Genomic DNA, 22083 nt, shown 5'->3' on the forward strand with positions numbered 1-22083 from the left:
TCCACGTGGTGCAGCGCATGGTTCCGTCAGAGGCCGAGATCGAGGCGCGGCTCGCCGAGCTGCGCCGCCGCCGGGAGGCGATCGATCGCGAGATCGCCGACCACCTGCTCTACCTCGAACTCGGCCGGCGCCTGCGATCGGGCACCGTGGCCGGGGGCGGTCTTCCGGGGCTTGAGGCCGGGGCCCTGCCGGCATCCCGCTCGTCCGAGCCGGCGGTTCCGGCGCAGAGCCGTGGCGGGGAGACCGGGCCGGCCGGCCACGCATCCGATCATGATGTGGCAGGATCCGGGGCGGAGCGTTCCATCGTCCCGCCCGGGTCGGCAAGCGTCCGGCCCGATCCGTGGGGCGGGGCGCCGGACGCCGCGCTGAACTGGTCCCCGGCGCAACCGCTGCCCGCCGCCCCGCCGCCCCGGGCGGCGCCGGCGGGCACGCCGCCCCGGCCCGGCCCGGCCGGCGCGCCGCCCCCGGTCTCCTTCGACGAGGACCCGGCTGCCGCGCGGCGCTACGGCCGGGCCCTCGTCGAGGCGGCCGTGGCGGTGCTCGCGGAGGCGGGCCGGCCGATGCATGCGGGCGAGATCCTGGAGCGTCTGGCGGCGCGCGGATTCGGCGTGCCCGGCCAGGATCCTGTCGCGGCCCTCAACACCCGCCTGTGGAAGCGCTCGGGCCCCGGCGGCCCCCTGCGCCGCCTCGGCGACGCCGTCTACGACCGGGCCGGCGCGGCCCGAGCCGGGCTCGACTGAGGCGGGATCGCCGCGGCCCGGGTCCCGCGCCGCCGGTCCGCGGACGCACGGACATCCGTCCGACCCGGACCTGCCCGCGATCCCTAAGCGGCGGGATCGCTTGGCAAAACTTCTGCGTGGATATTCTCGAATACTCAACTCACGGTCGAAGGCACCGGGCCGTCCCAGCGGCGGATCGACGCGACCGCGCGGTGGTAAATTCCCGATCGTCGAGACTTGTCAACGTGTTGAGGCGACGCGGCCCCGGGCCTGTCCGCGCCGCTGCGCCCGCCCTCCGCGGCCTGGACGTCGCGCGTCCTGGCGTATGAACCAATCATCTTCCGCATTGAGCCGACATCGGTCCGCATAGAATGCGTGAATCCGCAGGAAATGTCGCGACTTTTGAAACAGGACGCAATAAACCCTCTTGACCAAGACAGGCCCTGAATCGATCTTCCCGACCCAGTGAAGAGGGCCCGGCAATGGATGAGGTCATGGACGAGCAGCACACCGGTCATATCGGCCTCGCGGTCGAGATCGTCGCCGCCTATGTGGCGAACAACTCGATCCCGCCCGGCGATCTGCAGGCGCTGATCACCTCCGTGCACGCCTCCCTCGTCGCCTTGTCGCGGCCCACCGATGCCGATGCGCCGGCCGTCGAGAAGCTGACACCGGCGCAGATCCGCAAGTCGATCACCAACGACAACCTGATCAGCTTCGAGGACGGCAAGCCCTACAAGACCCTGCGCCGTCACCTGACGCTGCGCGGCCTCACCCCCGAGGCCTATCGCGAGAAGTGGGGCCTGCCCCGCGACTACCCGATGACCGCCCCGAGCTACTCGGCCCAGCGTTCCGAGCTCGCCCGCGCCCTCGGCCTCGGCCAGCAGCGCCGCAAGTCGCGGGGCACACCGATCCAGGCTGAGCCCGAGATCGTGAGCCCCGCGGCCGAGGAGCCGGCCGCCGAGAAGCCGGCCCGCGGCCGGCGCCGCAAGACCGAGGCCGCCGAGTAGGAGCACCTCGCAAAACTCCCGCTGCGCCATCGTGGGCGACGGGAGGCTCCCGGTGATCGGGGAGTTTCGTGGGAGGCTCCAAGCCACTCCCGGGCCGAACGAGCGGGCGTGCTCGCCCGTTCGGATAGCGAGGTATCCCCGCCGCGCGCGGCTGCCTCCCGTCCGGCGGGGTGGGCGGTGGCGCGCGTTTCGCCATGGTGGGCGCGTCCCGCAATGCAGCGGCTCGCGCCCCGCGGGCTCGCCCGGATGCCCCAAATGGCTTCTTCACCGGCCGTCTCCCCGGCCGCCGGCCGCTCGGCCGCCCGCCCCATCCTCGCGCTCGCCGCCGCCGCCTTCGGCATCGGCACCACCGAGTTCGTCATCATGGGCCTGCTGCCCGAGGTGGCGGGCGATCTCGGCGTCGGCATCCCGCAGGCGGGCCATCTCGTCTCGGCCTACGCGCTCGGCGTGGTGGTGGGCGCGCCGATCGTGGCGGTCGCCACCGCCGGCCTGCCGCGCAAGGCGGCCCTGCTCGCCCTGATGCTGACCTTCCTCGTCGGCAATCTCGGCTGCGCGCTCGCCCCCTCCTACGGGCTGCTGATGCTCGCCCGCATTGGCACCGCCTTCGCGCACGGGGCCTTCTTCGGCATCGGCGCCGTGGTGGCGCGCGACCTCGTGCCCCGCGAGCGGCGCATCCAGGCCGTCTCGCTGATGTTCGCCGGGCTGACGCTGGCCAACGTGCTGGGCGTCCCCTTTGGCACGGCGCTCGGCCAGGCGCTCGGCTGGCGCGCCACCTTCTGGGCGGTGGTGGGCATCGGGGTCGCGGCGCTCCTCGCGATCCAGGCCTTCGTGCCGGGCGGGCTGCCGGGGCAGCGCGGCGGCATCCTGCGCGAGTTCCGGGCGCTCACCCGCTGGCCGGTCGTGGTGCCGATGCTGGTCTCGACCCTCGCCTCGGTGAGCCTGTTCGTCCTGTTCACCTACATCACGCCCTTCCTCACGGGGGTCGCGGGCTTCAGCCCCGGCGCGGTCACGGGGGTGCTGTTCGGCACCGGGATCGGCCTCACCCTCGGCAACCTCGCGGGCGCGCGGCTCGCCGACCGCAACCTGCCGGCGACGGTGCTGGGCGGCTTCCTCGGCATCGCCGTCGCGCTCGCCCTGCTGGCCGCCCTCGGGACCCGGCAGGCGCCGACGGTGGCGCTGCTGGTGCTCTGGAGCGGGCTTGCCTTCGCGCTGGTCTCACCGCTTCAGGTCTGGGTGGTCGAGGCGGCGAGCGAGGCGCCGAACCTCGCCTCGACCCTCAACCAGGGCGCGTTCAACCTGGGCAACGCGCTGGGCGCCTGGCTCGGCGGCACGGCGTTGACCCTGGGGGCGGGCTACCGCGTCCTGCCGCTCATCGCCGCCGCGGTGGCGCTCTCGGGCCTCGCCCTCACCCTTGCGGCCCTGCGCGGGCGCGCCGGCGCAGGGCTGCCGCAGGCGTCCGGGCAGGCCTGAAGGGGATTCCCAAGGGACGAGTCCCTTGGGCAGGGTCCCGGGACGGCGCCCCGGGTTTCGGCTCCCTCGCCCTGGCGGAGCCAGGGCGAGGGAGCCGAAACCCGGGGTTCCACCCTGCACGCGCCAAAGGTCTCGACCTTTGGAATCCGGGACCGGATGCGCCCCGCGGGACGTCGATCGGTCCTATTTTGCATGGCGCCGCTCAAAAGCGTGAATATTTCGTCACTGACATGCGGAGCATGCAGGGCACTGGCGCGCGGACGCCGATTGTTGCAGTGCAGCGGACGGCGCATCCTCGGATCACGCAGTCGCGAGACGAGAGAGCCCGACCATGAGCACCCTGACCTCCGCCATCATCGATGTCCCGGCTCCCGCCCAGCCCGTCTGGGGCTGGTTCGCCCACGCGATCCGGCTCTGGCTTGAGCACAACGCCCGCGTCCTCGCGCTGGGCGGCGAGCCACTCTAGGCCGCGCCTGGCGGCGCGCCGGCCGAGCGGCACCGGATGGGAAGGGGTTGGCGCCGCAGGGTGCCGGCCCCTTTTTCGCGTTCCGGCCCCGTCAGGGCCGGAGAGGCCTCACTCGGCCTTACTCGGCCTTGGCCTCGACCTCCACCCGGTCGAGGATCGCGGCCGGCGAACGGGCGAGGGCGACGTCGGCGAAGCCGAGGCCGGCCGCGTCCCGGGCCCGGGCCTTCAGGACGAGCCGGCCGGGCTTCTGCACGAACTGGCCGAGCGCGGTGCCGATCGCCCGCGCCCCCGCCGAGCCGCCGAGGATGACCGGCACCCCGAACTGGCTCGCGCTCACGTATTCCTGGCGCAGCTCCTCGGGCTTCAGGCTCAGCGCCTTGGACTGGGTCGCGATGAAGCGCTCGAACAGGCCGGTATTCTCCACCGTGAGGTCGAGCGTCCTGGCGCTCGCGGTGAACATCAGCATCTCCGAGACCGGCATCTCGGCCGAGAAGATCTCGGGGCCGACGCCGCCGACCGTGCCGGTGAGCCGCACCGCGCCCATGTCGCGGCCCGACACCGCGACCTCGCGCAGAGCCAGCTCGCGTCGCCCCTCGTCCCAGGCGAGGTCGGCCACGAGATCGAGATCGAGGTCGCGGTAGCCGTAGCCGGGCAGGGCCCCGAGGATCGGCGCGCCGGTGACGGTCGCGGCCGGCATCACGAGACCGGATAGGCTGAGGCGGCCCGCGGTCGGTACGCCGTCCCGCAGGGGGCCGAAGCTCAGCGCGGCGTCGCGCAGGGCCACGTGCGTGGCGACTTGGCCGGCGGGTTGCCCGGGTTGCCCGGGTTGCGTTGTGGCTGGCGGCGGTGTGCCGGCCGGCCCGGGCCTGCTGCCAGGCTTGTTGGTGTCGGGCTTGGCGTCGGCTCTCGCTCCCGGTGCGGCGAGCGGATCGGCCGTCGTCGGCGCCGGGCCGGGGAGGTCGAGGCTCAGCCCCTTCAGGGTGAGCCCGCCGAGCGCGGGCATCATGCGGCGCGCGTCCTCCGCCTGCGTGGCGGCGGCCGGGTCGGCGAGGCGGCGCAGGGTCGCCAGGGTGGGCGCGAGCGAGATCCCGGTCAGCGCCAGCCTGTCGAAGCGCGCCCGGGTCTCCCCTTGGGTGAAGGCGAGCCCCTCCAGGCTGAGCCCGGCCTCGGGGCCGGTCGCGTAGGCGAGGCGCTCGGCCTCGATCAGCAGGGTGCCCCGGGGGCCGGTCTCGCTCAGCGAGAGGCCGCGGGCCTCGATCGCGCCCACCGAGGCCGCCTCGATCAGGTCGGCGCCGGCACCCGCAAGCTTCGCCCGTTCGGCGGCCGGCAGGGCGTCGCCCTCGGCCTCCAGCCGGCCGAGCCCCACCGCGACCGCGTCGAGTGCGCCCCCGAACCCGCCCGGGATCTGGCGGCCGCCGAGGTCGCGCCCCTGCAGCTCGGTGATCCGCATCGTGGTGCCCGTGGGATCGGTGTAGACCACCTCCGCCACCTGGATGCCCGCGTAGACCCGCTGCACCGTGCCCTTCCCGTCGCCCGGCACGCCGTAGAGGCGGGTGAGGGCGACGAGGTCGACGTCGTTCGCCCGGATCTGGCCGTAGGTGCCCGAGCCCTCCTTGTCCCCCCCGGAGACCCTGATGGCGGCGCCCGCCGCGGTAAGCTCCGCGATGCGTCCCGCCCGCACGTCGCGGGCGGTGACCTCGCGGTAGGTCACGGTCTGGCGGATTGCGCCGGGACCCGAATGCTCGGAGACGAGGACCGGAATCGTGATGCTCGCCGCCTCCAGCCGGGCGAGGCGGGCCGGCCAAGGCTCGGCGGCGCCAGGGCGCAGCAGCGCGGCCAGTTCGTCGCGCGAGAGGCGCGTCCCGCTCACCGTCGCCTTCGGGGCACGGAACTCGGCGCCGCCCAGGGGCAGCACCACGTCCGTCAGGGTGACGTCCTGCACCGCCGAGGCCGCCTCCTGCGCGGCGAGCGGGCCGGCCGCGAGAGTAAGCGGCAGGAGCGGCAGGCCGAGCGGCAGGCTGAGCGTGAGGGCGCAGGCCAGGCTGCCCGCGCGTGCCGCTCGCGCGCGGCGGGCGCGGGCCTTCGGATGGCTCATGGTGGTGTCCGGATCGCCGACGGCTGGTCTGGATGGATGCGGGCCGAGCAGGCTTACCGGCCAGGCACCATCCGTGCCGCACTTCGTCCCCGCAGGCAATCGATGTGCGTGGTCGCACGGTGGGTCGGCCGGCACCTGTCGTGCGGGCGCAACGGGCCTGCGCCCGCCAGCCCGAACGGACGAGGGGCCGCCCCTCGCGGGACGGCCCCTCGGACCGGTCGGCGCGGCGGGTGTCCCGCCGCGCCGAGCCCGTGCCTTGACCTTACTTGATCAGCGCGAGCAGCGCCTTGCCGGCCTTGGAGTTCAGCTCCTTGGCGTCCAGCGTGCCGTCGTTGTCCGGATCGGCGGCCTTGAAGCGCTCGGCCACGGCCGCGAGGTATTCCTTCTTGTCCAGCGTGCCGTCGTTGTCCGGATCCGCCTGGCGGACGCCGGCCTTGCTCAGGCGGCCCTTCAGCTCCTTGGCGTCGAGAGTGCCGTCCGCATCCTTCTCGAGCCGGTCGAAGGTCGCCGAGGCCACGGCCTCGATCTCCTTCATGTCGACGGTGCTGTCGTTGTCGGTGTCGATCATCTTGACGGCGCTGGCGCCGCTCGTCGGCTTGGCGAAGGCGGTGGGGGCGACGGTGACGGAAGCCGCGAGGGCGAGGGCCGCGAAGGCGCTGGAAACACGAAGGCTCATTGCCGGATTCTCCCAAAAAGTGTTGCCCGTTTCACCTAGATCAAGGCTGTGCGGTGCACAAGCGGAAGTGGGCTGCCACGTGGCCGCGCGGTGAAGATTTTCCGAGGCGCTGGTCCTGGGCGCAGTTCCGCGGTCGCAATCCAGGCCGGAACCCGGGCTCGAAACGCCGGAAGGGCCGGCGAGCCGGCCCTTCCGATCACGATTCAGCGGATGCCACGCGATCCGGTCCGGCTCAGTAGCCGTAGTCGCGGCGCGGGCGGCGCGGGCGGTCGTCGTCGTAGCTCTCGCCGCGGTAGAGGCCGCGCCGGTCGTAGTCGCGGGTGCGGCGATACTCGTCGCGCCGGAACTCCTCGCGGCGGAAGTCGCGCTCGCGCTGGGCGCGGGAGCGTAGGTCGATGCTCGGGCCGCCGGGGCCGATGTCGATGCGCTGGGCGGAGGCCGGGACGGTGCCTGCCGCGGTGGCTCCGAGGGCGACGGCCAGCGCCGCGCCGACGATCAAGGTCTTCATGGCTCGTTCCTGTGGTCTTGCCTGTGGTCTTGCCCGTGATGCGGCGCGAGCGCCGCATCACGGGCGATCTCGCGTTCCGGGGGCAACCCGGGGCGGCAGCGATCGTTCCGCGAAGACTGATGTCCTCACCGTTCCCGCCGGTCGGCAAGACTGATTTCAGGGGTTCACGCGCAGGCCGAGCAGGAAGGTGTTGCCGCGGAAGCTGACATTGGACACCGTGCTGTCGATCTGCTGGTACAGATAGGTGCCGCGCAAGGTCAGCCAGCGGGTGAAGCGGTAGTCGATCCGGGCGGTCGCCGAGAAGCCGGTCTCGCGCGTCGTGGTGCCCTGGTAGCTGTTCTGCAGGGCGGCGGCGCCGAGCACGATCGAGAGGTTGCGGAACAGGTCGTGCTGCAGCTCGACCGTCGCGGTCTCGGTGATCGCGCCGCTCGAGCCCCGCAGGGTCGTCTCGGTGACCGCGCTCTGGGCGCCGACGCGCAGGGCGGTGAGCGGGCTGATCCGCCAGGTGAGCGCCGCGCTGAGGAGCGGGGCATTGATGTCGGGCAGGGCTGGGTCCGGGTAGGTCCGGTGCTGCAGGCCGCCCGAGATCTCGCCGGTGAGGGCGGGGCCGAGCGTGAAGGCCGCGCCCGCCGTGAGCGCGACGCCGGTCGAGTCCCGGCGCAGCCCCGTCGCGTCGCGGGCGCTGTCGTAGACCCGGGAATCGGCGAGCACGTCGACGAAGGGCGTGAGGGCGGGCGAGAGCTCGTAGGCGGTGCGCAGGCGCAGGCCGTACTGGTTGAGGTTGCGGTCGCTCTGGATCAGCGTCGTGCCGTCGCTGAGCCGGGCATCCTCGAAGGTCGAGCGGTCGAACTGCCCGCGCAGCGAGACCGAGAGCCGGTTGAAGCGCTGCGTGGCGCCCAGAGAGGCGCCGTACGCCATGATGAGCGGGCGGCTCGTCGCGTTGTTGGCCTGCAGGTCGATGCTGCCGACGCGCTGGGTGTCGACGAGGAAGCGGCCCTCCGCGTCGAGGCGCAGGTCCCGGCTCGCGTCCACGCCGAGGCGCACCGCGCCGGCCGCGCTCGGGCGGCTCGCGGCCTCGTTCTGCGGGTATTCGAGATAAGCCCCGCGCAGGTCGCCCGAGAGCTCGGCCGCCGACCAGTCGCTGCGGAAGCCGAGCTCGGCCTCGCTGCGCAGGGCCGCCGAGCCCTGGGCGGCGCTGCTGCCGCTCGCGGCCTGGTTCGGGTTCGTGTCGTAGCCGAGGCTCTGGGAGAAGGCCGGCAGGAACGTGAGGCCGCCCAGCCTCAGCCCGAGCGGGGCATAGGCCTCGTCCACCTCCAGCGGCGGGCGCAGGCCGTTGGCGAGCAGGAGGCCCGGCGTGACCAGCCCGAGGATCGGGGCCGGGATCGTGGTCGGCAGCGGCACGCCGCTCACGGGATTGCGCACCACGGGCGTCAGCCGGGCCGCCGCGGAGGGGATCTGGGTCGTCTCGCGGGTCAGCCGGCGGGTGGCCGAGCCGGAGCGGCGGGCCGGCGCGGCGCGGTTGCGCAGGAGATCCGCCAGGGCGCGCTCGCTCGCGCCGATGCTGCCGGGGCGCGGCGTCGGCCGGCTGCCGCCGAGGCCGGAGGAGAGGCCGGAGGAGAGGCCCGCTCCGGACCCGCCGGCCTCCGGGCCGCCGGGCACGAGCGATCCTGCCGGGGGGCGCCGGTCCGGCGTCTGTCCGCCGGGGCTCTGTCCGCCCAGGGCCTGCCCCAGCGCGGGTTGGCCCGGCGCGCGGCCGAGAGAGGAGCGAAAGCCGGGCCGGATGCCCCGCAGGCCGGGCCCGGCGGGCGTCCCCTCCGCCTCCGCCTCGGCGGGCCCGGCCTGCGGGGCATCCGGCAGGGCGGTCTCCGCCGGGCCGGTATCGGCGGTGGAGCCGCGCAACTGGGCCTGCGCCGGCCGAACGGTCAGCAGCGTGATCGACAGAGCGACGGGCAGGGCGGCGGCCAGCACGAGCGGGGCGGCGCCGAGGAGCACGAGGCGCAGGGCCGGCTCCCGGGCACGGCGCGGCCCCGGCGCGCGCGCCTCCGCCGTCCCGCCCCTGCGCCCGCTCACCCCCACCGGCTCCGGCCCCCGCACATCCCGATACGCTGCGCCGGCCGTCGGCGCCTGAACGGCGCGGTGCCGCCCGCATGGTTAAGAAACGGTACCCGCGCAGGGTTAACGGCCGGTCAATGCGCGTGCCTCCGGGGGCCCGGCCCGGGCCGGCCGCGCCGGGTCGCGTCGCGGTGGTAACGACCGGTATCAAACGGCCGTCGCCTTCGCGGGCGAGACTGGCCCGCCGCCCGGTTTCCCGCGATAAGGCGCCGGTGCGGCCGAGGGCAGGTCATGACGGGAACGAAGCGCGCGATGCGACCGGCGGGGCGGCACGCAGGGCCTGTTCTGGCCCGGCCTTTGGGGCGAGCCTTGGGACGGGTGCTGGGAGGCCTCGGTCTCGGCGCGGCGCTCCTGGCGGGGCCCGCGCGGGCCCAGGAGGCTCCGCGGCCGGCGGCGGGTGGTGCAGGATCCGGCGCCGCAGCGCCCGGAGCCACGGTCGCCAGCTACTTCTACATCGGCGGGCGCTACCAGCGGGTCGAGGACAAGACCCTGATGGTCGGGCAAATGTTCGTCCAGTCGCGCCGCCCGGCCCAGGTCGCCCAACCCTATCCGGTCGTGATGGTGCACGGCGCCGCGCAGACGGGGGTGAACTTCCTTGGCACGCCGGACGGGCGGCCGGGCTGGGTCCAGCGCTTCGTCGAGCAGGGCTTCCAGGTCTACGTGGTGGATCAGGTCGGGCGCGGGCGCTCGGGCACCAACCCGGAGGTCTACGGCCCCTATACCCGCCTCTCCGCCCGCGCGCTGGAGGAGACCTACACCGCCCAGGAGGTCTACGACCTGTTCCCGCAGGCCAAGCTCCACACCCAGTGGCCGGGCGGCGCCGGGGTGCCGGGCAACGCGGCCTTCGACCAGTTTATGGCGAGCCAGGTGCCCTACCTCGCCAACACCCAGCAGACCGAGGAGCTGATGGCTCCGGCGCTGACCGCCCTGCTCGAGAAGGTCGGCCCCGCGATTCTCGTCACACACGGGCAGGGCGCGCTGTTCGGCTGGGCGGTCTCGGACGCGCGGCCCGACCTCGTGAAGGCGCACGTGGCGATCGAGCCGAACGGGCCGCCCTTCTTCGACGTACGCTACCGCGGCGGCAAGGATTTCTGGGAGCGCACCGGCGAGGGCCGCGCCCGCGCCTACGGCCTCACCCGCATACCCCTGGGCTTCCAGCCCCCGGTGAACGCCCCCGACGACCTCACCGTGGTCCAGGCCAAGGCGCCCGCGGCCGAGGGGCGCATCCGCTGCTGGCTCCAGGGCGAGCCCGCCCGCAAGCTGCCGAACCTCGCCCGTGTGCCCGCCGTGATCGTGACCGCCGAGGCCTCCTTCCGGGCACCGACCGACGATTGCACGGCCGCCTTCCTGGCCCAGGCGGGGGCCAAGCCCGATTCTCTGCGCCTCGGCGAGATCGGCATCCGCGGCAACGGCCACATGATGATGCTGGAGAGGAACAGCGATCAGGTCGCCGACGTGGTGGTCGGATGGATCACGGCCCGCCTGCGCTGAGCCTGAGGCTGGCCGGGCCGATACCATCCAGGATAGTGACCGCTCGGTCACATGCGCGGCAATCCCTTGTGCGCGGCCTTGTGCGGACCCTCGTTCGCCCGTAGTCCTGTTCGGGAAAGATCAATACTTTCACGAACTTAGCATAATTCTAAAAAGCTGGGCCGCAAGGTCCCGGTCGATCCGGGGCGCGCCGTCGGCCGTCCGGGATTCAACCATGTCGCCGCTCACGTCCGCTCCACGCACACGCCGTTCCGGCCCCCTGCGCGCGCTCGCCCTGTCGGGCGCCTCGCTCCTCATCCTCACGGCCGCCGCCCATGCCCAGCAGGCGACGCCGCCGCGCCGCGGCACGGCGAACCCGCCGGCCGAGGCCAGCGTCCAGCTCGGCGAGATCAGCGTCGAGACGCAGGGCAACGGCGGCGGGGCCATCGGCGGGGCCACGGGCCGAGTCGGCACCGCCGCGCGCGCCGTCGAGAGCCCGACCGGCCCGGTCAACGGCTTCGTGGCGACCCGCTCGGCGACGGCCACCAAGACCAACACCCCGCTGATCGAGACGCCGCAATCGATCACAGTCGTCGGTCGCGAGCAGATCGACGTCCAGAAGGCCCAGACCCTGACCCAGGCGACGCAGTACGCGGCCGGCATCTACTCGGGCACCTTCGGCGCCGACTCGCGCCTCGACTTCTTCACCCTGCGCGGCTTCGTGGCGAGCGATTACGGCCTCTACCGCGATGGCCTGCAGCAGCTGAACTACGGCTTCGCCTATTTCCGCACCGAGACCTTCGGCCTGGAGCGCATCGAGGTGCTGCGCGGCCCCGCCGCCGTGCTGTTCGGTGCCGGCACCCCGGGCGGCCTCGTCAACCAGGTCAGCAAGCGGCCGCCCCTCGACCCGCTGCGCTACGTCGAGGTCGGCGGCGGCGCCTTCGGGCAGGGCGGCCTCGGCTACGCCGCCTTCGACCTCGGCGGACCGTCCGACGCCGACGGGCACTGGTTCTACCGCCTGACCGGGTTCGGCCGCACCGGCGGCAACCAGGTCGAGGGCGCGCCGGAGGACCGCGTCTACATCGCGCCGGCCTTCACCTATAAGCCGGACGGGGCGACGAAGATCACCTTCCTGTCGAGCTTCCAGCACGACAACGCCGCGGTGACGGCGAACTTCCTGCCCTATTCCGGCACGGTCCGCCCGAACGCCTCGGGCCTGCGCATCCCGCGCTCGCTGAACGTCGGCGATATCGGCCTCAACACCTTCAGCAGGAACCAAGCGCTCGTCGGATACGAGTTCGAGCACGCCTTCGACGAGACCTGGACCTTCCGGCAGAACCTGCGCTACTCGTTCCTCGAGAGCTTCCAGAACTCGTATGTCGGCCAGCTCGGCTACAGCGACGCCGCCGAGACGCGGCTCGCCCGCTACCAGTTCCGCGACAGCGCCCGGGCGAACCTGTTCCAAGTCGACAACCAGGCCGAGGCGCGCTTCTTCGACGGGTTCTTCCGCCACGACCTGTTGCTCGGGCTCGACTACAAGAACTACCGCCTGAGCGACAACCAGGCCTCGACCTTCCCCGGGCCGGACATCAGCATCCTGGCGCCCGTCTACGGCCAGCGGGTCGCCGCGCCGCTCCCCTACCTGATCAACGGGAACTCCTTCGAGCAGCTCGGCCTCTACGCGCAGGACCAGATCAAGCTCACCGACCAGTTGAGCCTCGTGCTCGGCCTGCGCCAGGATTTCGCCGACAACCGCATCGGCAACAAGCTCGACCCCTCGGCCAGCAACGGGCGCAGCGACAACGCGCTCACCTACCGCACGGCGCTGATCTACAATTTCGACTTCGGGCTCGCGCCCTACGTCAGCTACTCGACCTCGTTCCAGCCGCAGATCGGCACCGCCCTGAGCGGCGCGGGCTTCCGCCCCGAGACCGGCGACCAGATCGAGGGCGGCGTGAAGTTCGAGCCGCCGGGACAGGGCTACTTCCTGACGCTCGCGGGCTTCGACATCAACCGGCAGGGCGTGCTGGTGCCCAACCCCGCCAACGTCTTCTTCCAGCTCCAGTCCGGCGCGCAGCGCTCCACCGGCTTCGAGGCGCAGCTCAACGTGAGCCTCGCTGAGGGGCTCAACGCGGTCGCGTCCTTCACGACCTACGACCTCGTCACCACGAAGGACGCGGATCCGGCCCGCGTCGGCCGCACGCCCGTGAACATCCCGGAGACCTTCGCGTCGGCCTTCTTCGACTACACGATCCCCGTGGGCGAATGGCGCGGCTTCGGCTTCGGCGGCGGCGTGCGCTACGTCGGCAGCTCGTTTGCCGACGTCCCCAACACGCTCCGGGTCTCGGACTTCGTGCTGTTCGACGCGCAGGTGCACTACAATTTCGAGAACTGGCGCCTCGCGGTGAACGCCACGAACCTCGGCGACCGGCGCTACGTCTCGTCCTGCCAGTCGGCCCTGTCCTGCTTCTACGGCGACGCCCGCCGCGTGGTGGCGAGCGTGAGCTACAAGTGGTGAGGGCCTGAGCGCCGAGGTTCTGGATTCCGAAGGTCGAGACCTTTGGCGGGTGCAGGGCAGAGCCCTGCATTTGGAACCCCCGGCCCGGCTTCGCCGGGCCGGGGGTTCCAACCCGGGGCGCCGTCCAAGGGGCTTGCCCCTTGGGCGGGGGCCCGGGACCTGGGCCTCAGCCCTCCCGGGCGCGCTCGCGCAGGATGAACTTCTGCACCTTGCCGGTGGAGGTCTTGGGCAACTCGCCGAAGACGATGTGGCGGGGCAGCTTGTAGGGGGCGAGGTGCTCGCGGCACCACCCGATCAGCGCCTCGGCCTCGGCCTCCGCCCCGGGCTTCAGCTCCACGAAGGCGCAGGGCGTCTCGCCCCATTTCGGGTCGGGCCGGGCCACCACGGCGGCCGCGGCCACCGCCGGGTGCTTGAACAGCGCGTCCTCCACCTCGATCGACGAGATGTTCTCGCCCCCCGAGATGATGATGTCCTTCGAGCGGTCCTTCAGCTGGATGTAGCCGTCGGGATGCTTCACCCCGAGGTCGCCCGTGCGGAACCAGCCGCCCCGGAAGGCGGCCTCCGTGGCCTTCGGGTTCTTCAGGTAGCCGCGCATCACCACATTGCCGCGCATCATCACCTCGCCGAGCGTCTGCCCGTCCGCCGGCACCGGCGCCAAGGTCTCGGGATCGCGCACGTCGAGCCCTTCCAGCACGGGGTAGCGCACGCCCTGGCGCGCCTTCTTGGCCGCCTGCTCGGGGCCGCTGAGCGCGTCCCAGTCCGCGTGCCAGGCGTTGACCACGGCCGGGCCGTAGCTCTCGGTCAGCCCGTAGAGGTGGGTCACGTCGAAGCCGGCCTCGCGCATGCCCGCGAGCACGGCTTCCGGCGGGGGCGCGGCCGCCGTGAAGAAGGCGACCCGGTGGGGCAGGGGGCGCCGCTCGGTCTCGGGCGCGTTGATCAGGAGCTGCATCACGATCGGCGCGCCGCACAGATGCGTCACCCCGTGCTCGGCCATCAGCGCGTACATCGGCCCCGCCCGGACCTGCCGCAGGCAGACATGGGTGCCGGCCACCACCGAGAGCGTCCAGGGGAAGCACCAGCCGTTGCAGTGGAACATCGGCAGGGTCCAGAGATAGACCGGGTGCTGGCCGAGGTTGCAGGTCACCACGTTGCCGAGCGCCAGGAGCGCCGCGCCGCGGTGGTGGTAGACCACGCCCTTCGGGTCGCCCGTGGTGCCCGACGTGTAGTTCAGGCTGATCGCGTCCCACTCGTCGTCGGGCAGTACGCCCGCGTGCTCCGGGTCGCCCTCCGCCAGAAAGGCCTCGTAGTCCAGCGTGCCCTGGCGCTCGCCCGGCCCGTCGTATTCGGGGTCGTCGTAGTCGATGACGAGCGGCGGAGCGTCGAGCCGGGCGAGCGCGGGCCCGATCGTGCGGGCGAATTCCCGGTCGGTGATCAGCACCTTCGCCTCGCCGTGCCCGAGGCAGAAGGCGATGGCCGCGGCGTCGAGGCGCGTGTTGAGGGTGTTGAGCACCGCCCCCGTCATCGGCACGCCGTAGTGGCACTCGATCATCGCGGGCGTGTTGGCGAGCATCACCGCCACGGTGTCGCCGCGCCCGATGCCCCGGGCCGCGAGCGCCCCGGCGAGGCGGCGGCAGCGGGCGTCGAGCTCGGCGTAGCTGCGCCGCAGGGGGCCGTGGATCACCGCGACCTGATCGGGGAAGGTGCGGGCCGCCCGCTCCAGATAGCCCAGCGGGGTCAGCGGCTGGTGGTTGGCCTGCACGCGGTCGAGGTCGCGGTCGTAGATGCTGTCGCGGCGCATGGTCCCTCCCTCGGGCCCGTCGCACGGTGCTCCGGTGCGACGCTTTGCGCCGACACTATCCCGCCCGCGGCGGCGATCAATCCGCCGGAGGGCGGAGCCCCGGAGCGCTCTTTCGCCGAAGCGGGTGCCGGTTCGGCGAAAGAGCGCGCGTCGAGACGAAGACTGAGGGCCGTTCCCGATCGCGACGCGATCGGGAACGGCTCTAGTGCCGCGGCCGGCTGGCCGGATCGTGCAGGTGCCGGGCGAGCTCGAAGCCGATCTCCAGCATCAGCCCCTCGACCCGGGCGGTAAGGGCAGGGCGGCGCAGGGCCTCCGAGAGGTTGCGCAGGGCGATGGCGTGCTCGGCCATGCGGTTGACGATCCGCTCGCTCTGGTGCGGGCCTGCCGTCTCGGTGAGGTCGACGGCGATGCCCCGGCCCTGACCCACCCGGCCCGCCGCGTCGCGCTCGATCCGGCCGCGCATCAGCAGCCGCCGCCCGCCCGCGCCCGTGCGGAACTCCGCCTCCAGCGGACCGCCGGCCTCGCCGACCGCGTGCAGGTAGCTCTCGACGCGGGTACGGTCCTCCGGATGGATCCGATCGAGGAACGCGGCCAGCGGCATGCCCGCCGCCGCGGCTGCCGGGTCGAGGCCGAGCAGCCTGGCGAGCGGCACCGAGAGCGCGAGGCTGCCGGCCCAATGGTCGTGGACCCAGCTCCCCACGACGCCGGCCGCGTCGAGCATCGCCTGCGGGATCGGGGGATCGTCCGCGCCGGGATCTGCCATGGATCGCCTCTGCCGCATCCGCCTTTTATAAACCTGAGGTTGACATAGCGGGGGTGCCGCCCGGAGACGGATAAACTTAGAGCAATCAGATCAACGCGAAAAGGCCAGAGCTCCGGGTTCCTGCGAATCTTAACCTGAGGTTATGAAAACCGACCTGACGGATCCCCTGCCCGGCGAAGCCCCAGCGTGCGGCGGTGCGGGGCCGCTAGGTCGTCTTTAACGTCCCCTTAACCATAATCCGGGATCTCTGCGGAACGGAGCATCCTTGGGTCACAGGACGGCCGCGCAGGGGCGGTGCGGCGCCCCCGGGATGCGGGAGCCGCCGCCCGGGCGGCGCACGGGGGCTGCCAGCATGAAAGCGATCACGTTCGTCACCCAGAAGGGCGGGAGCGGCAAGAGCACGCTCTGCATCTCGCTCGCGGTCGCCGCGCAGGAGGCCGGCCACACGGTCTGCATCCTCGAGATGGACCGGCAAGCCACTGTCTCGGACTGGCTCGACCACCGCACGGCGCCCGGACCTGAGGTAGCGCAGATCGACGCCACCCAGATCGAGGCCGTGATGGATCGGCTCTCCGAGTCGGCCTACGATTTCGTCTTCATCGACACGCCGGGCGTCGACTCGCCCGGCACGCTCTCGGCAATCCGGGCGGCGGATCTCTGCATCATCCCGTGCCGGCCGACGCCCGCGGACCTGCGCGCCTTCAAACCGACGCTCGCCGCCGTCTACCGGCTGGAGAAGCGCTTCGCCTTCGTGCTGAACCAGACGCCGCCCCGCTCCTACCGCATCCGCGACGCGGCGGACGGGCTCGCGGTGCTCGGCATCCTGCCCGACGTCAACATCGTGGCCCGCACCGACCACCAGGACGCGATCGGCCTCGGCCAGGGCGTCACCGAGTTCAACCCGAAGGGCCAGGCCGCCGACGAGGTGCGCCGGCTCTGGACCTGGATCGAGCGGCGCGCCCAGGCCGGCACGCGCGGCAGGATGAAGCATGTCGAAGCCGCCTAAGCTCAGCCTCGCGGCGATCGTCGCGTCGGCGACGCCGCCGGCCAAGACGAGCCCGAAGACATCTCCGAAAGCGGCTGCCAGGACCGCCGAGGGCGGCGCCGAGATCGTGCGGCTCGATCTCCCGGCGCATCTCCCCGCGCGCCGCGCCGCCGCGACCCTGAAGGAGCGGGCGCGGCAGATGTCGGTCTATCTGGAGCCGCCGGTCTACGACCAGCTCCGTGACCTGGCGCATGCCGAGCGCACCAAGATGCACGCCCTGATGCTGGAGGGCCTCGACCTGCTCTTCCGCCAGCGCGGGGCGCGCTCGATCGCGCAGCTCACCGAGCGGGACGAGGGCTGAGGCCGTCCGGGCGTCGACTCCTGAACGCCGCCCGCCGGCCGCGTTCAGGCTTCCTTTACGGCGTTCGGCCAAATCTCGGCCGGTCCGCTGCCGGCCCGCGTCCCGCGGCCCGGCGGACCGGGGCCCGGCGTATCGGGCTTCCGCGTGGCGTACCGGGAGTTGGCCGAGTGGGTGGCATGGCGCGCAAGACGCTCGCAGAGACGCTCGGGCAGACGCTCGCGGAGACGCGCTCGCGGGTGACGGTCCCGGACCGCCTGCGCGGCACCGCCCTCCGGCTCGCCGCGGTCTCGGCGGTGGCGCTGCTGGCGGCCAATTGCAGCACCAACCCCCAGAAGCTCGCCGCCGGTCCGGGCGCCGGCAACGGCATTGACCCGAAATACGGCGTGCGCGCGAGCCCGCGCCTCTACAACGAGGGCGACGTGATCCCGAAGGGCGGCGGGCGCCGTTTCTCGGGCAAGCCCTACGTTGTGGCCGGCCGCACCTACGTCCCGCGCGAGGACGCGCGCGGCTACGTCCGCGAGGGCATGGCCTCGTGGTACGGCGCCGCCTTCCACGGCCGCCAGACCGCCAACGGCGAGGTGTTCGACCGCCACGCGATCGTGGCCGCCCACCCGACCCTGCCACTGCCGAGCTATGCCCGCGTCACCAACACCACGAACGGCCGCTCGATGGTGGTCCGCGTCAACGACCGCGGGCCCTACCATGCCGACCGGGTGATGGACGTCTCCGAGGAGGTCGCCCAGGCGCTGGAATTCCACCGCAAGGGCACGACCCACGTGCGGGTCGAGTATATCGGCAAGGCCTCGGTCGCCGGCAGCGACGACCGCAAGCTCATGGCGACGCTCCGCACCGACGGCCGCCCGGCCGGCCTGCGCGGCGGACCCGTGATGCTCGCCGATCTCGGCCCCTCGGAGGAGCCGGAGGCGCTGGCCCGCGATCTCGCGAAGCCCGTCCGTGCGCCGCTCGCCTTCAAGCCCGCGCCCGAGCGGGAGGCGGAGGAGCCCCGCCCCGCCGCCCGGCCCGCCCCGGTCCTGGTCGCCCGCGCCTCGGTCGGCGTGCCGCCCGCGCTCCAGCCGACCGCGGCGCGCGCGGGAGCCTTCAAGCCCGTCGCCGTGGCGGGGCTCAACCCCGCGCTCGACGCACGGCCGGTGGGCAAGGACCCCGCGAAGGGAGAGGCGAGGGGACAGGCGAAGGCCCAGCCCACCGCCAGGCTCGCGGCGGCGGAGCCCGGCCTGCGCGGCGCCGCGATGGTGGCGGGTCCGGCCAAGGCCGGCGCGAAGGCCCCTGCCGCCGCATCCCCCGCGAAGCCCGCCCCGACCCGCCTCGCGGCCGCGCCCGTGCCGGCCAAGCCCCAGACCGGGGCGCCCCACGCATCCAGGGCCGCGCCGGCCGTCGCCCAGGCGGCCAAATCTTCTCCGACGCCCGCCAAGCCCTCCGCCGTCGCCGCGAAGGCACCGGCGGGCCCCGCCAAGGCGCAGGTCGCCGGCAAGCCCCATCGCGGCGACCGGGTGGCCGCGATCTACTGACGCGGCGTCCGGTCGAACGCTCCGCTGTACGCGGATCCCTCCCCCCTCTGCGGGGGAGGGTGGCCCGCGAAGCGGGTCGGGAGAGGGGACCCCAGTTTCAGGCTTGGGCTGCGCCCTGCATGAAGGCTGCGCCTCCTCCGGTCGCCGGGTTCCCCTCTCCGCGGGACTTCGTCCCGACCGACCCCTGCTGACGCAGGGGCCACCCTTCCCCGTAGAGGGGGAAGGGAGAGCGCGGTGGGGCAGCACGCGTGTGCGATCTGGATGGCGCGCAGGGAAGGGGAGCCCCCGCCCGCGCGTTTTCCCGTTCGATCCGCACTGAAACCGCGATATGGTCACGCTTGTTATCGGTGGGGGCGTGATCCACGTCCGGGGCGGTCGTGCCCCGGACGGCGCGCGGGAGACAGTGATGCGCACTTCCCTCTGGACGATCCTGGCGAGGGCTTGCCTGGCGACGGCCTGCGCGCTGGCGCTGGCCCCCGCGGCCCGGGCCCAAACCTTCCAGACCGCGGCCCAGCACGCGATCCTGGTCGACGTCGATTCGGGCTCGACCCTGTTCGAGAAGGCCGCCGACGAGCCCTTCGCGCCGGCCAGCATGGCCAAGCTCTTGACCGCCGACATCGTGTTCGAGGCTCTGAAGAGCGGGCGCTACACGATGGACACCGAGTTCACCGTCACCGAGGACGCGTGGCGCCGGGGCGGTGCGGGGGGCGGCGGCTCCTCGATGTTCGCGCAGGTGAACAGCCGCATCAAGCTCTCCGACCTCCTGCGCGGCCTGATCGTGCAGTCGGGCAACGACGCCGCCATCACCATCGCGGAGAACATGGCGGGCTCGGAAGCGGCCTTCGCCAACATGATGAACCAGCGCGCGAAGGAGATCGGGCTCACCCGCTCGAACTTCCGCAACGCCACCGGCTACTCGGCGCCCGACCAGAGGGTCACCGCGCGCGACATGGCCAGGCTCGCGCTGCACATCATCGAGACCTACCCGGACTACTACAAAATCTACGCCGAGCGCGAGTTCACCTGGAACAAGATCAAGCAGCAGAACCGCAACCCGCTCCTCACCCTCGACATCGGCGCGGACGGGCTGAAGACCGGCTACCTCGAGGAATCGGGCTACGCCCTGACGGCCTCCGCCGTGCAGAACGGTCAGCGCCTGATCCTGGTCGTGTCGGGCCTGAAGACCGCCCGCGACCGCGCCGCCGAGAGCCGCAAGCTGATGGAGTGGGGGTTCCGCGCCTTCGAGCCGCGCCAGGTCTTCGCCACGGGCGAGACGGTGGCCGAGGCCTCGGTCTACGGCGGCGAGCGCGGCTCCGTGCCGCTGGTCGCCAAGAAGCCCGTGCGGGTGCTGATGCCGCGCGGCTCCGCCGACCGGGTGACGGCCAAAGTGGTCTATCAGGGCCCGCTCTCGGCGCCCGTCGAGGCGGGCCGCGAGGTCGGTCGGCTCCGGGTGTTGCGCGGCGATGTGGTCGCCCTCGACCAGCCCGTCTACGCGGGTGAGGCGGTCGGCACCGGCACCCTGTCGCAGCGGGCGATGGACGGCGCGCTGGAATTCGGTACCGACCTGATGCGCCGCGCCTTCGACAAGGCCGCGGGCAAGGGCGAGACGAAGGGCGAGGCGACGGTCGAGAAGGCTGCCAACCCGTCGTGATGTGTTTCGGACGGATACCCGTGCGCTGTCCCTCCCCCCTCTGCGGGGGAGGGTACCCTGCGAAGCAGGGGGGTCGGGACGAAGTCCCGCAGAGGGGGGAGGGACAGCGCAGGATATGCTCTGCATCGACGCTGCGTCTGTCCCTGAGGCCGGGTTCCCCTCTCCCGACCCGGCCTGACGGCCGGCCCACCCTCCCCCACAGAGGGGGGAGGGAGCGCTGCGCGCGGGCTTATCGATGACCCCCGGCGCGTTCATCACCTTCGAGGGCGGGGAGGGGGCCGGCAAATCGACCCAGGTCGAGCGCCTCGCCCGCCGGCTGCGGCCGGCCCGCACCGTCGTGGTCACCCGCGAGCCCGGCGGTACGCCGCGCGCCGAGGAGATCCGCGCCGCCCTGCTGGAGGGCCGGGCGCGGGAGCACGGCCCCTTCGCCGAGGCGCTGCTGTTCTCCGCCGCCCGCCTCGACCATCTCGACCGCCTGATCCGCCCGGCGCTCGCCCGCGGCGAGGTGGTCCTGTGCGACCGCTTCATGGATTCCACCCGCGCCTACCAGGGGGCCGCCGGCGGCCTGCCGGCCGCGACGGTCGCGGCGCTCGAGCGCGTTGTGGTCGGCCGCACCCGGCCCGACCTCACCCTGATCCTCGATCTCGACCCGGAGCAGGGCCTCGCCCGCGCTCGCGCCCGGGCGGGCGCCGCCGACCGCTTCGAGGCCGAGACGATCGAGTTCCACCGCCGCCTGCGGGACGCTTTCCGGGCGATCGCCGCGGCCGAGCCGGAGCGCTGCGCCGTGATCGATGCCGGCCGCGCGCCTGACGCCGTCGAGGCCGCGATCCGCGCGGCCGTCGCGGCGCGTCTGCCGGCGCTGCTCGGGGAGGGCGCCGATGCCGCCTGAGCGCGCGCCCGACGATGCCGAGGCCGGCGACCTCGTGGGCCTGCCGCGCCCGCGCGAGCACACCCGCCTCGTCGGCCACGCCGCGGCCGAGGCCGCCTTCGCGGGGGCCCACGCCGCCGGCCGCCTGCACCACGCCTGGCTGATCGCCGGCCCGCCCGGCATCGGCAAGGCGACGCTGGCCTACCGGGTGGCCCGGCGCCTCCTCGCCGACCCGCAGGGTTTCTCCGACGTGCCGGCCGAGCACCCGACTGCCCGCAAGGTCGCGGCGCTCTCGCACCCGAACCTGGTGGCGCTCCGCCGCCACCGGGCGCCGGGCGCCAAGACCCTGCCGACCCGGATCCCGGTCGATGCGGTGCGCCGCGCGCTCGACCTGTTCGGCTCGACCGCCGGCACCGAGGGCTGGCGCATCTGCCTCGTGGACAGCGCCGAGGACCTCAACGCCAACAGTGCGAACGCTCTCCTGAAGATGCTGGAGGAGCCCCCGCCCCGCGCCCTCTTCCTGATCGTCGCGCACGCGCCGGGCCGGCTCCTGCCGACCATCCGCTCGCGCTGCCGCATGCTGACCCTGCGTCCCCTCGCAGAGACCGAGGTGGCTGAGGTGATCTCCGGCTTCCCCCCGCCCTTCGGCGCACCGGACGCCGAGGCGCTCGCCCGCGCCGCCGCGCTCTCCGAGGGTTCGGTCGCCCGCGCGGTGGCGATGCTCGATCCGGCCCGGGCCGGCATCGTGGCCGAGACCGAGACGCTGCTCGCCCGCCTCGACCACCCGGACTGGCGCCGCATCCTGGCGCTCGCGGAAAAACTCGCGGGTCGGGACGCCGAGCCCCTGTTCGAGGCGGCCTGCGAGAGCGTCTCGCGCTTCGTCTCGGCCGAGCTCGACGCCCGCCGCCACGAGCCTCCGGCCCGCCTTGCGGCCCTGGTCGAGGTGTGTGACAAGTTCGCCCGCGCCGCCCGGGAGGCCGCGATCTACAATCTCGATCGCCGCCCCGTCGTCCTCGCGCTGTTCACCGATCTCGCGGGCGCCATCTCCGCGGGTACGGCCCGCGCCTGAACGGGCACGGCGCCGCAG

18 protein-coding genes are annotated in these 22083 nt (G+C 73.1%); 12 read left to right on the forward strand and 6 right to left on the reverse strand.

The genetic code is table 11. The features are described 5' to 3' along the window. Positions 1-17: 17 nt before the first annotated feature. The 4 genes from DK427_RS17550 (at position 18) to DK427_RS27395 (ending at position 3665) form a co-directional block, all read left to right on the forward strand. Positions 18-740, forward strand: coding sequence for an HTH domain-containing protein (locus DK427_RS17550; protein WP_109952389.1), 723 nt, complete (start codon positions 18-20; stop codon positions 738-740). A gap of 461 nt (positions 741-1201) precedes the next feature. Continuing rightward, positions 1202-1729, forward strand: a complete 528-nt coding sequence (locus DK427_RS17555; protein WP_109952390.1) for a Ros/MucR family transcriptional regulator — start codon at positions 1202-1204, stop codon at positions 1727-1729. Between the two features lie 255 nt (positions 1730-1984). Beyond that, positions 1985-3199 carry an MFS transporter gene (locus tag DK427_RS17560; protein WP_109952391.1) on the forward strand — a complete coding sequence of 405 codons (1215 nt, stop codon included), beginning with the start codon at positions 1985-1987 and terminating at the stop codon, positions 3197-3199. A 331-nt stretch (positions 3200-3530) separates the two neighbouring features. Further along, the gene (locus DK427_RS27395) at positions 3531-3665 is read left to right on the forward strand and encodes a hypothetical protein (protein ID WP_281276957.1); all 135 of its coding nucleotides are present in this window, start codon (positions 3531-3533) and stop codon (positions 3663-3665) included. A gap of 118 nt (positions 3666-3783) precedes the next feature. On the opposite strand, the gene DK427_RS17565 is transcribed toward DK427_RS27395, so the two are convergent. The 4 genes from DK427_RS17565 to DK427_RS17580 form a co-directional block, all read right to left on the reverse strand. Continuing rightward, positions 3784-5760, reverse strand: coding sequence for a hypothetical protein (locus DK427_RS17565; RefSeq protein ID WP_109952392.1), 1977 nt, complete (start codon positions 5758-5760; stop codon positions 3784-3786). Positions 5761-6022: 262 nt separating this feature from the next. Beyond that, entirely contained in the window at positions 6023-6436 is a 414-nt protein-coding gene (gene lanM / locus DK427_RS17570; protein ID WP_109952393.1) for a lanmodulin LanM, read from the reverse strand. Positions 6437-6668: 232 nt separating this feature from the next. Beyond that, entirely contained in the window at positions 6669-6944 is a 276-nt protein-coding gene (locus DK427_RS17575) for a hypothetical protein (RefSeq protein WP_109952394.1), read from the reverse strand. A gap of 156 nt (positions 6945-7100) precedes the next feature. Then, the gene (locus DK427_RS17580) at positions 7101-9014 is read right to left on the reverse strand and encodes an outer membrane beta-barrel protein (protein WP_245930614.1); all 1914 of its coding nucleotides are present in this window, start codon (positions 9012-9014) and stop codon (positions 7101-7103) included. A gap of 294 nt (positions 9015-9308) precedes the next feature. Between DK427_RS17580 and DK427_RS17585 the strand changes: the two genes are divergently transcribed. Together DK427_RS17585 and DK427_RS17590 are read left to right on the forward strand one after the other, a co-directional pair. Then, positions 9309-10547, forward strand: coding sequence for an alpha/beta hydrolase (locus DK427_RS17585; protein ID WP_109954244.1), 1239 nt, complete (start codon positions 9309-9311; stop codon positions 10545-10547). 214 nt (positions 10548-10761) lie between these two features. Next, a complete protein-coding gene (locus DK427_RS17590; RefSeq protein WP_109952395.1) occupies positions 10762-13044 on the forward strand; it encodes a TonB-dependent siderophore receptor in 2283 nt (760 codons plus the stop codon). A 166-nt stretch (positions 13045-13210) separates the two neighbouring features. Here the strand turns inward: DK427_RS17590 and DK427_RS17595 are convergent, their stop codons facing one another. Next, positions 13211-14842, reverse strand: a complete 1632-nt coding sequence (locus tag DK427_RS17595) for an acyl-CoA synthetase (RefSeq protein ID WP_109952396.1) — start codon at positions 14840-14842, stop codon at positions 13211-13213. Positions 14843-15044: 202 nt separating this feature from the next. Further along, positions 15045-15605: a PAS domain-containing protein gene (locus DK427_RS17600; protein WP_109952397.1), complete on the reverse strand. Its 561-nt coding sequence runs from the start codon at positions 15603-15605 to the stop codon at positions 15045-15047. 352 nt (positions 15606-15957) lie between these two features. Here DK427_RS17600 and DK427_RS17605 point away from each other — a divergent pair, with 352 nt between their 5' ends. From DK427_RS17605 to DK427_RS17630, 6 genes are all read left to right on the forward strand, one after another. Next, positions 15958-16611 (forward strand): ParA family protein, encoded by a 654-nt coding sequence (locus DK427_RS17605; RefSeq protein WP_109952398.1) that lies wholly within the window; start codon positions 15958-15960, stop codon positions 16609-16611. Continuing rightward, the gene (locus DK427_RS17610) at positions 16595-16951 is read left to right on the forward strand and encodes a ribbon-helix-helix domain-containing protein (protein ID WP_109952399.1); all 357 of its coding nucleotides are present in this window, start codon (positions 16595-16597) and stop codon (positions 16949-16951) included. The genes DK427_RS17605 and DK427_RS17610 overlap by 17 nt, the downstream gene beginning before the upstream one ends. A gap of 176 nt (positions 16952-17127) precedes the next feature. After that, complete coding sequence (locus tag DK427_RS17615; RefSeq protein WP_109952400.1) at positions 17128-18477, forward strand: septal ring lytic transglycosylase RlpA family protein; 1350 nt, start codon at positions 17128-17130, stop codon at positions 18475-18477. 406 nt (positions 18478-18883) lie between these two features. Then, the gene (locus DK427_RS17620) at positions 18884-20128 is read left to right on the forward strand and encodes a D-alanyl-D-alanine carboxypeptidase family protein (protein WP_109952401.1); all 1245 of its coding nucleotides are present in this window, start codon (positions 18884-18886) and stop codon (positions 20126-20128) included. A 235-nt stretch (positions 20129-20363) separates the two neighbouring features. Beyond that, on the forward strand, positions 20364-21017 hold the full coding sequence (tmk, locus tag DK427_RS17625; RefSeq protein ID WP_109952402.1) for a dTMP kinase: 654 nt from the start codon (positions 20364-20366) through the stop codon (positions 21015-21017). Then, a complete protein-coding gene (locus tag DK427_RS17630) occupies positions 21007-22065 on the forward strand; it encodes a DNA polymerase III subunit delta' (RefSeq protein WP_109952403.1) in 1059 nt (352 codons plus the stop codon). Before tmk ends, DK427_RS17630 begins: the two co-directional genes overlap by 11 nt. The last annotated feature ends 18 nt before the right edge of the window (positions 22066-22083 follow it).

The organism is Methylobacterium radiodurans, assembly GCF_003173735.1.
GTDB classification, from domain to species: Bacteria; Pseudomonadota; Alphaproteobacteria; order Rhizobiales; family Beijerinckiaceae; genus Methylobacterium; species Methylobacterium radiodurans.

Coding starts and splice junctions, on each gene's coding strand:
- DK427_RS27395 (WP_281276957.1), top strand. CDS start 3,531: ATGAGCACCCTGACCTCCGCCATCATCGATGTCCCGGCTCCCGCCCAG.
- DK427_RS17560 (WP_109952391.1), top strand. CDS start 1,985: ATGGCTTCTTCACCGGCCGTCTCCCCGGCCGCCGGCCGCTCGGCCGCC.
- DK427_RS17620 (WP_109952401.1), top strand. CDS start 18,884: ATGCGCACTTCCCTCTGGACGATCCTGGCGAGGGCTTGCCTGGCGACG.
- DK427_RS17575 (WP_109952394.1), bottom strand. CDS start 6,944: ATGAAGACCTTGATCGTCGGCGCGGCGCTGGCCGTCGCCCTCGGAGCC.
- DK427_RS17595 (WP_109952396.1), bottom strand. CDS start 14,842: ATGCGCCGCGACAGCATCTACGACCGCGACCTCGACCGCGTGCAGGCC.
- DK427_RS17585 (WP_109954244.1), top strand. CDS start 9,309: ATGCGACCGGCGGGGCGGCACGCAGGGCCTGTTCTGGCCCGGCCTTTG.
- DK427_RS17605 (WP_109952398.1), top strand. CDS start 15,958: ATGAAAGCGATCACGTTCGTCACCCAGAAGGGCGGGAGCGGCAAGAGC.
- DK427_RS17600 (WP_109952397.1), bottom strand. CDS start 15,605: ATGGCAGATCCCGGCGCGGACGATCCCCCGATCCCGCAGGCGATGCTC.
- DK427_RS17590 (WP_109952395.1), top strand. CDS start 10,762: ATGTCGCCGCTCACGTCCGCTCCACGCACACGCCGTTCCGGCCCCCTG.
- DK427_RS17555 (WP_109952390.1), top strand. CDS start 1,202: ATGGATGAGGTCATGGACGAGCAGCACACCGGTCATATCGGCCTCGCG.
- DK427_RS17630 (WP_109952403.1), top strand. CDS start 21,007: ATGCCGCCTGAGCGCGCGCCCGACGATGCCGAGGCCGGCGACCTCGTG.
- DK427_RS17565 (WP_109952392.1), bottom strand. CDS start 5,760: ATGAGCCATCCGAAGGCCCGCGCCCGCCGCGCGCGAGCGGCACGCGCG.
- lanM (WP_109952393.1), bottom strand. CDS start 6,436: ATGAGCCTTCGTGTTTCCAGCGCCTTCGCGGCCCTCGCCCTCGCGGCT.
- DK427_RS17610 (WP_109952399.1), top strand. CDS start 16,595: ATGTCGAAGCCGCCTAAGCTCAGCCTCGCGGCGATCGTCGCGTCGGCG.
- tmk (WP_109952402.1), top strand. CDS start 20,364: ATGACCCCCGGCGCGTTCATCACCTTCGAGGGCGGGGAGGGGGCCGGC.
- DK427_RS17550 (WP_109952389.1), top strand. CDS start 18: ATGGTTCCGTCAGAGGCCGAGATCGAGGCGCGGCTCGCCGAGCTGCGC.
- DK427_RS17615 (WP_109952400.1), top strand. CDS start 17,128: ATGGCGCGCAAGACGCTCGCAGAGACGCTCGGGCAGACGCTCGCGGAG.